At 44.6% G+C, this 15209-nt stretch carries 9 protein-coding genes; 4 read left to right on the top strand and 5 right to left on the bottom strand.

Annotated elements, in window-relative coordinates:
- The first annotated feature begins 273 nt into the window (after positions 1-273).
- Positions 274-750, top strand: a complete 477-nt coding sequence (locus tag BCU75_RS02645) for a ribonuclease regulator (RefSeq protein WP_076673864.1) — start codon at positions 274-276, stop codon at positions 748-750.
- Positions 751-780: 30 nt separating this feature from the next.
- Here BCU75_RS02645 and BCU75_RS02640 read toward each other — a convergent pair whose 3' ends face one another.
- Complete coding sequence (locus BCU75_RS02640) at positions 781-1266, bottom strand: putative 4-hydroxy-4-methyl-2-oxoglutarate aldolase (RefSeq protein ID WP_076673866.1); 486 nt, start codon at positions 1264-1266, stop codon at positions 781-783.
- Between the two features lie 579 nt (positions 1267-1845).
- On the opposite strand from BCU75_RS02640, the gene arcA reads away from it, so the two are divergent.
- On the top strand, positions 1846-2562 hold the full coding sequence (arcA, locus tag BCU75_RS02630; RefSeq protein ID WP_004741534.1) for a two-component system response regulator ArcA: 717 nt from the start codon (positions 1846-1848) through the stop codon (positions 2560-2562).
- A gap of 152 nt (positions 2563-2714) precedes the next feature.
- On the opposite strand, the gene BCU75_RS02625 is transcribed toward arcA, so the two are convergent.
- The 4 genes from BCU75_RS02625 to BCU75_RS02610 form a co-directional block, all read right to left on the bottom strand.
- On the bottom strand, positions 2715-3158 hold the full coding sequence (locus tag BCU75_RS02625) for a hypothetical protein (protein ID WP_076673870.1): 444 nt from the start codon (positions 3156-3158) through the stop codon (positions 2715-2717).
- Positions 3159-3165: 7 nt separating this feature from the next.
- Positions 3166-5571 carry an aerobic respiration two-component sensor histidine kinase ArcB gene (gene arcB, locus BCU75_RS02620; RefSeq protein ID WP_076673872.1) on the bottom strand — a complete coding sequence of 802 codons (2406 nt, stop codon included), beginning with the start codon at positions 5569-5571 and terminating at the stop codon, positions 3166-3168.
- 151 nt (positions 5572-5722) lie between these two features.
- Positions 5723-7474 carry a sensor domain-containing diguanylate cyclase gene (locus tag BCU75_RS02615; protein WP_076673874.1) on the bottom strand — a complete coding sequence of 584 codons (1752 nt, stop codon included), beginning with the start codon at positions 7472-7474 and terminating at the stop codon, positions 5723-5725.
- Positions 7475-7565: 91 nt separating this feature from the next.
- Positions 7566-8519 carry a TIGR01212 family radical SAM protein gene (locus BCU75_RS02610; RefSeq protein ID WP_076673876.1) on the bottom strand — a complete coding sequence of 318 codons (954 nt, stop codon included), beginning with the start codon at positions 8517-8519 and terminating at the stop codon, positions 7566-7568.
- A 529-nt stretch (positions 8520-9048) separates the two neighbouring features.
- Here BCU75_RS02610 and gltB point away from each other — a divergent pair.
- Both gltB and BCU75_RS02600 read left to right on the top strand, forming a co-directional pair.
- Positions 9049-13596 carry a glutamate synthase large subunit gene (gltB, locus tag BCU75_RS02605; RefSeq protein ID WP_102472855.1) on the top strand — a complete coding sequence of 1516 codons (4548 nt, stop codon included), beginning with the start codon at positions 9049-9051 and terminating at the stop codon, positions 13594-13596.
- The gene (locus BCU75_RS02600; protein ID WP_076673880.1) at positions 13596-15065 is read left to right on the top strand and encodes a glutamate synthase subunit beta; all 1470 of its coding nucleotides are present in this window, start codon (positions 13596-13598) and stop codon (positions 15063-15065) included. The genes gltB and BCU75_RS02600 overlap by 1 nt, the downstream gene beginning before the upstream one ends.
- The last annotated feature ends 144 nt before the right edge of the window (positions 15066-15209 follow it).

Genomic DNA, 15209 nt, shown 5'->3' with positions numbered 1-15209 from the left:
GTGTATCAATTTTTAGCACTACACGTCAATGAAAAGTTGATTTTTTTTTACATTCACACCATTTTTCAGAGCAAACCGCCATTTCAGGAATAAAACAGCGGCTATAAGCCTACAATTCAAAGGTTGGGTTTGATATCAGTACAACAAAGTTAACTAATTGCATATATAGCCATAACAAATTGCTATATCGATTGTGCAGCGAACGTATAGATCTTGTGCTTTAATTGAACGATAACGTTCGAAGAACAATAATAATGACATCAGGAGTGGGAAGTGAAGAGATTACTTATTCTTTTAGCCTTTGTTACGCCTGTTGTTTGTTCAGCGAACAGCCTACCTCTGCTAAACAATTTGCCTTTACTACCCAGTCAAATCGATCGTTCTGCCCATAAGTTTTTTATCTCCACACAAAATGCATCAAGTGAAAGCTTTGACACCTGGAAAGTCGATAGTGGCTACTCTTATAGTCTGTTTGCTGATGTTGATCTTTATGTTGGTACACGTATCAATAGTGATTCACTAAAATATGAGAGTGGGTTCTTGAGTGGTGTCAGCTATCAATTCTCAGAGAGAGTCTCTTTCAACAGCTCTCTGCACACGTATAAAGATGAGACTGAGGACCGTGAAAAGTCGGTCGCCGCAGAGGTTTCAAGCCGAGTACAACTAACCGACAATCTAGATTTGCATGCCACCCTTGATTATGAAGAGTGGCAACAAGGTGTTGAAGTGGGATTAGGGTTTCGCTTCTAATCTATCTTACTTCTCAATTGGATAAGTCTGTTACGATTCAATCAACAATTCCGTTGAAATTAACACACCATTCCAATCAGCATATATATAGTCACCAGGCTGAATAAGTTGATTATGTATCGTGAGGGTGACATTAACCTGCCCAACATCGTGCTTCTCGGTTTTAAATGGTGATGCTCCAAGCGCTTGAATACCCAGCTCCATCTGCGCCATCATCGCTACATCACGAACCGCACCATTCACAATTACGCCTTCCCAACCGTTTTCTATAGCTAGAATCGCCAGCTGATCACCAAGCAGCGCTCTCTGGCACGAGCCATTGCCATCGACAACAAGCACTTTGCCAGTGCCATCAGTCTCTAAAACCTCGCGAACCTTGGAATTATCGTGATAACAACGAACTGTTACAATTTTTCCAAAGAACGCACCACGTTGACCGAAGTTCTGCAATGGTAGGTTCAGTAATGTGACTTTGCTTTCAAACTCATCACACAAGTCGGGTGTTATATCGTGCATATATCCTCCGTGAGTAAGGCGCTACCTATTAGGTCAAGCGAGCCTCTATGCTTTTATATGTTATTAAAATTAATCCTTTGTTTTCATTGTTCTATGCTCAATTTATTACTGAACAAAAGTTGAATGAGCATATTTATCTACTAGACTCTAAGGACAGCTATTCTCTTCCTTGGTTCATAATCGGGTCTGTTAGCAGGCGAGATGTGAGAACTATCTCGAATAATCATTCTGGTTTTACTGCTAAATAATCACCATAACACTGGTTAAGTTGTAGCCATACTATTAAAGTTTGTTGCGATACGGCAATTGATGTAAATCAACAAAGTGAATGGAATTAACATTCTCGCGTTGTTAGCATGCTGTTAACATTATAGAATCCATTGCAATCACTAACAGAATGATTGAAAGGCGTACTGGATCTACGTTATTGGGCAATACTTCAAGGAAGGCAGATAGCTGGAAGTAAGTGTTTTTTTGAAAACTTTAAGTTATCATCAAAAATACATTACCTGTATGTTATGTTTTTGCCTAGAATTTATTCTATTAGCACAGTTTCGTCACAAATTTAGGTACCGCCAAATGCAAACCCCGCAGATTCTTATCGTTGAAGATGAGCAAGTAACTCGTAACACTCTAAAGAGTATTTTTGAAGCAGAGGGATATGCTGTTTTTGAGGCTAGCGACGGTGAAGAGATGCACCAAGTGCTATCTGATAACCAAGTTAACCTTGTAATTATGGACATCAACCTTCCAGGTAAGAATGGCCTACTACTTGCGCGTGAACTACGTGAGCAAGCAAATGTAGCGCTTATGTTCTTAACGGGTCGTGATAATGAAGTTGATAAGATCCTTGGCCTAGAGATCGGCGCTGATGACTACATCACTAAGCCTTTCAACCCTCGTGAACTGACTATTCGTGCACGTAACCTTCTTAACCGTTCAATGAGCACAAGCTCTGTTCAAGAAGAAAAACGTAGCGTTGAGAAGTACGAGTTCAACGGTTGGGTACTAGACATCAACAGTCGTTCTCTGGTTAGCCCAGATGGCGAAGGCTACAAGCTACCTCGTTCAGAGTTCCGTGCTCTACTTCACTTCTGTGAGAACCCAGGTAAGATCCAAACACGTGCAGACCTTCTTAAGAAGATGACCGGCCGTGAGCTTAAGCCACACGATCGTACTGTAGACGTAACAATCCGTCGTATTCGTAAGCACTTTGAATCTGTTTCTGGTACGCCAGAAATCATCGCAACGATTCACGGTGAAGGCTACCGCTTTTGTGGTGACCTAGAAGACTAATTCGATTGAGTTTCTGACCGCTGAGTTATTCTAGTAAGTTAGCACTTCTAACTAGTTAGCAGTGCTAGCAGCTGAAACGTCATCAATAGTTACTAAAAAGGGAGAATGCCAAAGCATTCTCCCTTTTTTATTGTTCATTGATCGCTAAGGTTTTAGTAAACCGTATCAACCTTAACGTCTCTCTCGACTAACCACTTCACGGTTTCGCCATCTTTGAGTTCAATCGCAACATCAATAGGCTTATCACTGTCGATCTCTAGCTGCCATACAAAAGCGACTTCCCACTGAGTTTCATTGTGTGTTCTTAAATCAAGATCGTCAGCCGTTACCAACAAAGTGTCTGCACCCTGTTTAACCGTCACACTCTCAACCGCAAGTGTTGCTGGTAATTGTGAGTCAGACTCTAGGTAGATAGAGCCATGCAGAGTCTTATCTTGAGCCTCTCCAATCGTTGGCATCTTGTTGTGCCACAAATTGCTTTTCATTGTAACTGTCGCTGCAGAGACTTCTACTTGGTTATCTTGCTGCCATTCTACTTGTGGGGCAGAACAACCTGCTAATGCCACTACACATGCGGCGAATGCTAATTTTTTCATTACTCTTCTACCTTTGATTTAACCAACTCTTTAAGACTTCAATATCATTCTGGTATTCGTTATTTATTTCATCGACCCAATCTGAAATGTTCTCCCACCATGCAGGCATATCTGGAGATTGAGCTTTCTGAGCAACTTGCTGTATGCGCTTTAGGCCAATTGAACCTGCCGCACCTTTAATTTTATGCGCTTCAGAAACGATACTGGCTTGATCTTTCGCGACCATGTTGGAATTCAATATTTCCATATACCCCGGCATCATATCTTCAAACATCACGATGCTATCCAAAACCGGTTTCGCTCCAACAATGTCGATATAAGACTCTAGCATATCAATATCAAGCAGAGTGGTATCAATCGTTGAAAGCGCAGGCATACTCGCTGTTACTTTCTCAGCACCTATGACTTTATCAACACCTGCTACTTTCTCAACATCCTTTGCTGTATCAATACCTTCGGCTTTCTCAATAACCTCCGGGGCATCCTCGATCAACTCGCTGATGACATCCTGGATAGCACGAACCGACAGTGGTTTACTGATCGCTTCGTCCATGCCTTTTTGGAAATACTCTTGCTTATTGTTTAACACGTTCGCCGTTAATGCGACCAAAGGCGGTAACTGGCTGTACTTCTCGCGGTAGTATTGAGCAATGTCGAAACCTGTCATGTCAGGCAACTGGATATCCAGTAATACCAAGTCATAGTCTTCTGGGGTGAAAGCGATCTGCGCCTCTTTACCTGTCATCACCACCGTCACTTCATGACCAAGGCTTTCAAGTAGAGAGCGAGCTACTGTGATATTAAGCTCAATATCTTCGACCATGAAGATCTTAAGGTTAGACTGCTTTCTTGGCGTTTTTATCAGAGCCTGAGTGTCGTGATTAACAGGCACTCGAATTGAAACCGTAAAGGTGCTACCAAAGCCCTCTTCACTAGTGACATCGATATCGCCATCCATCATGTTGATCAACTGCTTGGACACGGCAAGACCAATACCAGTGCCGACAGCGTGTAGATTGTCTGTGCCCGATTTCACCTGATAGTACATCGCAAAAATCTTGTCGATTTCGCTTTCAGGAATACCAATACCGGTGTCTTCTATTTCCATCGTGATATTGGCAAAGTCACCATCAATTTCGGCGCTGACCGTCATCACCACACCACCATCTTTGGTGAACTTCATGGCGTTGCTAACAAGATTCCACAGTACCTGTCTAAGACGAGTCCCATCCACTTCGACTGCAGCAGGAAGATCCGATAACCTTTCAAGATCAAACCTTAACCCTTTTTGCTCTGCCATTAACGCAGAAATACTCTCGATTTCGACAACGAAATCTTCAAAGTTGAGTGGCGTTGGAAATAACTCAAGCTTACGACGATCAAATTTATCCATATCGATAATATCGTTAAAGATGTTACCCAATGTCACCGCACTCACCTTGATAGTTTGCATCTGCTTGCGCTGCTCGGTCGTCAGTTGGCTATCCAACAACATACGACTCAAGCCGATGATGCCATTGAGTGGCGTTCTTAACTCGTGGCTAATGGTTGAGATAAAGGTGGTCTTATCACGACTGGCTTTCTCCAATGACTCTTGGTGCTCTTTACGCTCGGTAATATCACGGCCAAAACCGACCAAGCCCAAGTGGCGACCATCTTTACTGTAGAAAGGCACTTTACGCAGTTCGAAGTAGCTCTTACGACCATCAGGGTACTCTAGCCATTGGTCATAAGTCAGCGCTTGGTTGTCAGCAAATACCTTCTTATCGGTTTCAACCACTTGTTGAGCGATCTCTTTGCTATAAACATCCCAAGGCGTTAAGCCAACGAGATCTTTTTCTGTCTTGCCAGTAAGCTCTTCAACTGCACGGTTACAACCAGAGAACACACCATCTTCATTACGATAGTAAATAAGATCAGGAGAGGCATCGATAAACGAGCGTAGCAGTGCTGTACGCTCTGCTAATTCAAGCTGAGTTCGCTCACGCTGGAACACCTCATTTTCGAGATCGTGCATTGCTTCTGCACGTGCTTCTTCCGCTTTTTCTCGCTCTTCAATTTCTTGATTGAGCTTCTCGATATTGAGTTGCAGTTTGTTGTTGAGTTCTTGATCTCGCTCTCGCATGTCACCAAGCTTAGAGACCAGTTTCGCCAACCTTTGACGAGACTCTTCCAGCTGATCAACAACCACTGATAGGAAGTAAACCGCCCAAGGCGTGATCACTAAACCGAAGAAAACCGAACGGACAATGTCGATATCATCAACATTACCTTTGAGTGCAAGGGTAATACCGACTTGCACAACAACTGCGAGGGCTACAAGCGCTAAGGCGAGTAAGATAGAAAAGCGGACAATCCCCAGTTTTACGAGTAAATCCACGTAATACTGGGCGAGATTTTTCATGGGTTTCATTTAACGCTCCATGCGATAAGACTAGCAATATTCTACCCTGTTTAAAGAGAGGAGGTAAGCTAGCTACATCACACGCAGCAAGAGAGCTGCAGTTATATTGTTTAAAACAGATAAGTGAGATAAATAGAGGGTAAACAAGAGATAAATGCGTTTATCGAATTGAGGAAGGATGCACCATCGAACGGTTTCGACCATCGGATTTAGCTTGATACAACGCACTGTCAGCCAAGGCAACCGCCGACTCCATTTCATCATCAGGTGTCGGAATGTAAGAGATAATACCAATACTCACAGTAATGAATTCAGAGACATTCGATTTCTCATGCGCCAACTCCAATTTAAGGATCCCATCATGGATACGCTGTGCCACCAGCTGAGCACCTTCGGCCGTGGTATTCGGTAGAATAAAACCGAACTCTTCGCCGCCGTAACGAGCCACACAATCCGATGAACGGTTAAGCACCTGTTTAAATGCCTGAGAGACTTGGATCAGAGCGTCATCACCTTGTTGATGTCCGTAAAAATCGTTGTAACCTTTAAAGAAATCGATGTCACACAGCATAATTGTCAGTGGTAATTTCTCACGCACATGATAATGCCACAGCGTCGAAAGCTGCTCATCAAAACGACGGCGGTTGGAAACCTGAGTCAGGCTATCCATAAAGCTAAGACGCTCAAGCTCAAGGTTAGCTTCTTCAAGCTTCTGCTCTGCAAGGTAACGTTCTGTAATATCACGCGCCATGATCAAAACACCATTAGTGCTTGATGCCAGATCCCTAAACGGTGATTTCACCACATCATACCAAGTGTATTCGCCATCACTAGAGACGACTTTATCGATATAGCGTAATGACTTACCGTGATGAAGCACTTGGTGATCGGTGTCTGAAATGCGCATATATATACTATTAGGCACCACATCTTGCAGGCGTTTACCCACTAAATCACTCACTTCAGAGATACCCAGAGCTGCCACAAATGGCTTATTACACGCTTGGTAAACCATGTTTTCATTGAAGATGCCAATCGAGTCAGGGCTCGCTTCCAAGATATTTTGGAGAATGGTGTCACGTTGAGCAAGTGCGACTTCGGTATCTTTTCGCTTTTCCATTTCGCCGCGCAGCTTTTGCTGCATGTCGTGCCAATCGGTCACATCATGGCTAATAGAGAGCGTTCCTATAGTTGAACCATCTTGTGAGAGCAACACACTTTGGTAAGTTTCAAGCAAACAACCCTTACCATCTTGGTCTGTTGTCCACGAACGTTCACTGACTCGACCTTTTAAAACCCCACCAGAAACACTCAAAGTGCCCTCTTCTGGACGACCGTGCCAAAACTTTTTAAACGAGCGATTACTCGTCACCAACTCACCCTTTTGATCTTTTACATAGATCAGCTCAGATAAAGAATCCAAAGCGGTACGTGCGACATTAAGCTCACGAACTTCTTGGGACACCTCTTCATCCGTATTTTTATACGGTGATGCGTGAATCATCCACGTTTTCTTGCTTCTAAACCGGATTCTGCGGCCCACCAAGTTGATCTTAAAGGACTCAAATTCAGAAAGCGCCCACAGGGAGACCTGCTCAAATGCTCGAGAGTTGATGTGGTTGGTTAAGTAATGACGAAAGCTATTCTCGCTTTCAACGGTAGGGAATCGAAAATTAACGCCAATTTGGCGAATACCAAGCAGCTGCATAGCTTGGCGATTGGCATATAAGATTTCTCCACTTCGAACATCCACAAAGTAGAGTGGCGATGGAGTAGCGAGTAGAAGTTTTTCAAGATGCGACTGATAACGTGAATAGAGATGCCAGCAGATGAGAGCAATCAGCAATACAACAACGATATAAATACCGTAGCCATACGCCCTGTCCCACAACCAAGTCATTACCAGTTCCATTTACTCTCAATCTATACCATAAAATCTGTGAGGGAAATGTTACCACTATTTGTTGGTTTTATCTGCTGTTACCTACAGTCACAATTATCTATCAATTAGCTGCGTTTAAAACGGGCAGTGTGTACTCGAATGCAGAGCCAGTTTTGATGCCTTGTGCACCAGTTTTATCAAGCGAACGACCAATCTCAGTCATCGCCAACCAACGGTTCTCACACCACAAAGGAGAAAGCAACGTCGGACGTCTCGCTGCAGAAGAAACTCGGTGATAAACCACGTTTGCAGGAGTGCGTTGAATCACCTCTGTCGCGATATCAATATATTCCTCAAGGCTTGGTGCTTCTAGCTTTCCGGCCTTCCACGCCTTAGCCATGGTGCTGCCCTCTACTATATGAAGGCCGTGCAGCTTAATACCGTCAGTGCCAACAGCCAATACCTTGTCTAAAGTTTCAAGGTTATCCGCTTTGGTTTCTTTTGGCAGGCCGACAATAAGGTGGGTACATATCTTAATCCCCAAAGCGCGAGCGCGCTGAGTGATCGTTTCATACACAGCAAAATCGTGGCCACGGTTAATTCGCTTAAGGGTTTTGTCATTGGCCGTTTGTAGGCCAAGTTCTAGCCAAATCTCATAGCCTTGCTTCACGTAACCCGCCAGCAGATCCAATACAGAATCAGGCACGCAGTCTGGTCTTGTTCCAACACAAAGGCCAACAATATTAGCACCTGGTGCTTTAAGGGCTTCTTCGTACATATTCTTGAGCACCTGCACTTCAGCATAAGTGCTAGTGTATGCCTGAAAGTAAGCAAGGTATTTCTTGGCACGGGCAATCTCACCCGCACGATCTTTTAACTGATCAGCAATACTTTGAATTTGAGTTTGTTCGTCGGAAAAAGACGCCACATTACAGAAAGTGCATCCACCGCGACCGATTGTGCCGTCTCGATTTGGGCAGCTAAAACCACCATGAAGCGTCAGTTTATGAACCTTCTCACCATAACGACGCTGAAGATCTTGGCCGATAGTATTAACCAACTCGTGTAATTGCATATTTTCAAAGTTCTCAGTAAATAAGAATGAATATCAGTCTTTTTTTGAAAAAAAATTACATCCCTGCAAAATTCGACCAATTAGTTTACGCAAGGCTTTTTGCGAGCAACCTATCAAATATCAATAAACATGCAAAAAATCGGCTCTATTTGCCTAATGTTGCACATTTGTTGGACATTAAATTCAAAATAAAACGAAAAAAATGGTCTACAGGGGTCAACTTTCATTGCAATTCGCCTAGACAAAATTGTAGGATACTTACACATATTGGCTGTTTTTGAGTATTTACTTACATCGAAAACTTGCTAATAAGTCGGTGATACCCATATCCCACCTATATAAACCACTAGTTTGTGGCTAAAAATAAACGGATATCACTAAGGATTGTTTTTCTCGCAATACTTTTCCTGCGAGATACGGAAAGGATTCAAACCGCCAGCATAGGCAGGTTTAGACCCATAAATATAAAAGGACAAGGCTAACTTAATACAAATAAGTTGCGCCTAGATTTAACTGGAAGGATGTATCTATGGTAGATCAAGAGCAGAACTCACAGGGTCTGTATACTCCTGAATTGGAGCATGACGCTTGTGGTATCGGTTTTGTTGCGCATCTAAAGAATCGCAAATCTCATGATGTAGTAACTCAAGCACTCGATATGCTTGCACGTATGGAACACCGTGGCGGCCAAGGCTGCGATCCGTGTTCTGGTGATGGTGCAGGTATCCTGCTTCAGAAGCCGCACGAATTCTTACTAGAAGAAGCCGTAAAGCTTGGAATTAAACTGCCATCTTTTGAAAAATATGGTGTTGGTGTTGTACTTTTCCCTAAAAATGAACACAAACGTGCACAGTGTCGTGACATTCTAGAACGCAATGCACAACGCCTTGAGTTAGAAGTTGTCGGCTACCGTGAACTTCCAACTGACAATTCAATGATTGGTGCTGACCCACTAAGCACTGAACCTCAATTTGAGCACGTATTTATCTCTGGCGGCCCTGGTACTACACCAGAAGAGCTTGAACGCAAACTGTATGTTCTACGTAACTATACGGTTCGTGTATGCCTAGAAAGCGTGTCAAATATTGGTGATGACTTCTACATCAACTCTATGTCTTACAAGACATTGGTGTACAAAGGTCAGCTAACAACAGAACAAGTTCCTCAGTACTTCCTAGATCTGCAAAACCCAACCATGGTGACAGCTCTAGCACTTGTACACTCTCGTTTTTCTACCAATACATTCCCACGTTGGCGTCTAGCTCAGCCTTTCCGTTACATTGCGCATAATGGCGAAATCAATACGGTTCGCGGCAATCTAAACTGGATGAAAGCACGTGAAGCAATCCTAGAATCGGATCTGTTTACACAAGCTGAAATCGACATGCTACTGCCTATCTGTCAGGAAGGTAGCTCGGATTCATCAAACTTCGATATGGCGCTTGAGCTACTTGTTCTTTCAGGTCGTACTCTGCCGCATGCATTGATGATGATGATCCCTGAAGCATGGCAAGAAAACAAAAACATGGATCCAACTCGTCGCGCGTTCTACCAGTACCACGCGAACGTAATGGAACCATGGGATGGCCCGGCATCAGTATGTTTCACCGATGGTGTTCAAGTTGGTGCAACGCTTGACCGTAACGGTCTGCGTCCTTCTCGATACACAGTAACTAAAGACGACTTCCTAGTAATGGCGTCTGAATCTGGCGTAGTTGAAATCGCACCAGAAAACGTTGAATACCGTGGTCGTCTACAGCCTGGTCGTATCTTCGTTGCTGACCTTGAGCAAGGCCGCATCATTTCTGATGAAGAAGTGAAAGACGGCATCGCTAAATCGCAACCCTACGAAAAATGGGTTGAAGAGAACCTTCTGAGCTTGAAAAAGCTACCCGATGCGAGCAACGAATTTAACCAACCTTCTCCAGAGAAGCTGCTACACAAACAGCAATCGTTTGGTGTGAGCTCTGAAGAAGTAAACGAAATCATTCTCCCTCTTGCAAAAACAGGCTACGAGCCACTTTCTGCAATGGGTGCTGACTGGCCGCTAGCGATTCTTTCTCATCAATCGCAGCACCTTTCAAACTACTTTAAGCAGTTGTTTGCACAAGTAACTAACCCGCCGATCGACCCGATTCGTGAGCGTATGGTTATGTCTCTGAACACTTACCTAGGTAAAGATCAGAACCTACTTGCTGAAACACCTGAACACTGTCAAAAAGTGGAACTTGAGTCTCCTGTTCTTTCTAACTCAGAGTTAGAGAAACTGCGTGCAATCGATAACGAGCACCTTCAATCGAAGACGCTGGATATCGTATTCCAAGCAAATGGCGACCAAGGTAAGTTAGAGCGCGCACTCAAACGTATCTGCCAATATGCGGAAGATGCAGTTATTGATGGTTACTCTATCATTCTACTGACTGACCGTGCGGTTAACTCAAACCACGCTGCTATCCCAGCAATGCTGGCGGTTGGCGCTGTTCATCACCATCTAATCCGCAAGGGCTTAAGAGCTAAGTGTGACATCGTAGTTGAAACGGGCGACGCTCGTGAAACACACCACTTTGCAACGCTTATCGGTTACGGTGCAAACGCAGTTAACCCATACCTAGTTATCGAAACGATTGTTGAACTGCAACGTACTAAGAAGCTAGATCCAAACGTACACCCACGTGAGTTATTTGATAACTACCGTAAAGGTGTCAACGGCGGTCTACTGAAGATCTTCTCTAAGATGGGTATCTCTACGCTGCAGTCTTACCACGGCGCTCAAATCTTTGAAGCACTTGGTGTTAGCAAATCAGTGGTTGAAAAATACTTCACTGGTACTGTTTCTCGTATCCAAGGTCTAACGATCGACGATATCGCAAGAGAAGTACTGGTTCGTCACCGTGTTGGTTACCCTGCTCGTGAAATCCCAGCTCAAGTTCTTGATGTTGGCGGTGTTTACCAGTGGAAACAACGTGGTGAGAAGCACTTATTCAACCCAGAAACCATTTCTCTACTTCAAGAATCGACGCGTAACAAAGATTACGGTCAATTCAAGAAGTACGCGAACGCCGTTGATGCTCAAGGTGACAACGCAGCAACACTACGTAGCCAACTTGATTTCATCAAGAACCCAGCAGGCTCTATTCCTCTAGCGGAAGTAGAACCTATTGAGAAGATCCTTAAACGTTTCGCAACAGGCGCAATGAGCTTTGGTTCAATCTCGCATGAGGCTCACTCAACACTGGCTGTCGCGATGAACCGCATTGGCGCGAAATCAAACTCAGGTGAAGGTGGTGAAGATCCAGCACGTTTCGAGCGTAAAGAAAATGGCGACTGGGAACGTTCAGCAATCAAACAGGTGGCTTCTGGTCGCTTTGGTGTAACGTCTTACTACCTATCTAACGCTGATGAGCTGCAAATCAAGATGGCTCAAGGTGCGAAACCTGGCGAAGGTGGTCAACTACCTGGTGATAAGGTTGATGACTGGATCGGCGCAACGCGTCACTCGACTCCGGGCGTAGGTCTTATCTCTCCACCGCCACACCACGATATCTACTCAATCGAAGATTTGGCTCAGCTGATCTACGATCTGAAAAACGCGAACCGTAACGGCCGTGTCAACGTGAAGCTAGTATCAGAAGCTGGCGTAGGTACGATTGCATCGGGTGTAGCAAAAGCGAAAGCTGACGTGGTACTTATCGCAGGTTTTGATGGTGGTACGGGTGCATCTCCGATGTCTTCTATCCGTCACACAGGTCTGCCTTGGGAACTGGGTCTAGCGGAAACGCACCAAACACTACTGAAAAACGGCCTACGTAACCGTATCGTTGTTCAGTCTGATGGCCAGATGAAAACACCACGTGACCTTGCAGTTGCAACGTTACTTGGCGCTGAAGAATGGGGCGTAGCAACAGCTGCTCTAGTTGTTGAAGGCTGTATCATGATGCGTAAGTGTCACAAGAATACATGTCCTGTTGGTATCGCAACACAGAACAAAACTCTTCGTGAGCGTTTCGACGGCCGCGTAGAAGACGTAGTAACGTTCTTCCAATACATGGCTGAAGGTCTACGTGAAGTAATGGCTGAACTTGGCTTCCGCTCTATCGATGAGATGGTTGGTCAATCGCACAAACTTAAAGTTCGTGATGACATCGGTCACTGGAAGTACAAGAACCTAGATCTAACACCGGTACTGCACATTGAGCAGGCTCGTGCAGAAGATGGTATCTACAACCAGACAACACAGAATCATAATCTTGAAGACGTTCTAGACCGTAAGTTGATTCAGGCTGCAATCCCAGCGCTTGAGAAAGGTGAAGCGGTTACCGCTCAGTTCCCTATCATCAACACGGACCGTTCAGCAGGCACGATGCTGTCGAACGAGATCTCGAAGGTTTACAAAGACCAAGGTTTACCACAGCCAATGAACGTTAAATTCCACGGTAGTGCAGGTCAATCGTTCGGAGCGTTCCTTGCGAAAGGCGTTAAGTTCGAAGTAGAAGGCGACGCGAACGATTACTGGGGTAAAGGTCTATCTGGCGGTACTTTGGTACTGTACCCAGATGCGAAATCTACTATCGTCGCGGAAGATAATATCGTGGTCGGTAACGTATGTTTCTACGGTGCGACTTCAGGTGAATCTTTCATTCGCGGCATGGCTGGCGAACGTTTCTGTGTTCGTAACTCTGGTGCGAAGGTTGTTGTTGAGGGTGTTGGTGACCACGGTTGTGAATACATGACAGGTGGCGCAGCAATTATCCTTGGTTCAACAGGTCGTAACTTTGCGGCAGGTATGAGTGGCGGTGTCGCTTATGTTTGGGATAAAGCAGGCGACTTCGAAACCAAACTCAACGCAGAACTTGTAGACCTAGATCCAATTGAACAAGAAGATAAAGATCTTCTACTAGATATGCTAACTAAGCATGTTGAATTCACAGGAAGTGAAGTTGCTCAGTCTTTCTTAGACAACTTTGAAGCAAGTGTTGCATCACTAGTTAAAGTAATGCCTCGCGACTACAAAGCGGTTCTTCAAAAGCGTAAAGCTGAAGCACAACAAGCACAAACGGAAGAAGTGGAGGCAGTATAATGGGTAAGCCTACTGGATTTTTAGAACACGGTCGTGAGCTTCCAAAAAAGCTCGACCCGTCAGTTCGAATTGAAGACAACAAAGAGTTCGTACTTAACGAAGAGTTTGGTGAAAAGATCAATACTCAAGCCTCTCGTTGTATGGACTGTGGCGTACCTTTCTGTCACAACGGCTGTCCGATTGGTAACATCATTCCGGAATTCAATGACGCTGTTTATCGCGACAGTTGGGAAGAAGCTTGGAACATTCTAAGCTCTACCAACAACTTCCCTGAGTTTACAGGTCGTGTTTGCCCAGCTCCTTGTGAAAGTGCGTGTGTTCTTGGTATCAACCAAGACCCAATCACTATCTGTAATATAGAGAAAACGATTGTAGAAACTGCGTACCGTGAAGGGTACGCAAAGCCTAAAACACCACGTTCTCGCACAGGTAAAACAGTCGCAGTTATCGGTTCAGGCCCTGCAGGCCTCGCCGCCGCTGAGCAACTAAACAGTGCGGGTCACTCGGTAACGGTATTTGAACGTGACGAGAAAGTGGGTGGTCTACTGCGCTTCGGTATCCCAGATTTCAAACTGGGTATGGACGTGATTGATCGTAAGATCAACCTAATGGCTGAAGCTGGTGTTGAGTTTAAAGTGAACCAACACATCGGTGTTGATGTTAATGCTCAACAATTACGTCAAGAATTTGATGTGGTATTGCTAACGGGTGGGTCTACGGTTCCACGTGACTTACCAATCCCAGGTCGTGAGCTTAAAGGCGTTCATTTTGCCATGGAATTCCTTGGTCAAAATAATCGCCGTGCCAACGACTTAGATCTTAAGACAGAAGAGCTTCACGCTAAAGATAAGCACATTGTGGTTATCGGTGGTGGTGATACGGGCTCTGACTGTGTAGGCACATCAAACCGTCATAAAGCAGCAAGCATTACTCAAGTTGAGATCATGCCGATCCCACCAGAGAAACGCCCTGCAAATATGCCTTGGCCTCAATACCCAATGATCATGAAAACCACCACTTCTCACGAAGAAGGTTGTGAACGTCATTGGAATATCCTAACTAAAGAGTTCATCTCTGACGACAACGGTAATGTAACTGGGCTTCGTATTGCTGACATCGTTTGGCAAGACGCAAAACCAGGCGAACGTCCAGGCTTTGATGAAGTAGCGAACTCTGAACGTGTTATTCCATGTGACATGGCATTCCTTGCAATGGGCTTCTTACACCCAGAGCCAACAGGCGTGCTTGCTCAACTAGACATTAAACTGGACGAGCGCGGTAACGTCGCTTCTGAAGGTTTTGCAACTAACCAGAAAGGCGTTTTCGCTGCTGGTGATATGCGTACTGGCCAATCTCTGGTTGTACGTTGTATTAATGAAGGTCGTGAATGTGCAATTGCCATTGATGACTTCTTAATGGGTAACTCAAACTTAGAAGCGAAAGCAGATTCACTCATGCTTTCCGCATAATATTTCTCGGGCTAACGTCGATGACGTTAGCCTAGAGGAAAAGCAACACCCTTCCTAACTTTTATGTTTGGCTAGCACTCGATGCTAGCCTTTTTTCTATCTGCCTTACGGCTTCTGCGACATTCCCTTCGTTGCACATGTTAA

The organism is Vibrio splendidus, assembly GCF_002873455.1.
In the GTDB taxonomy this organism is placed as follows: domain Bacteria; phylum Pseudomonadota; class Gammaproteobacteria; order Enterobacterales; family Vibrionaceae; genus Vibrio; species Vibrio splendidus_J.
This window is presented reverse-complemented; position numbering and strand designations above follow the sequence as displayed.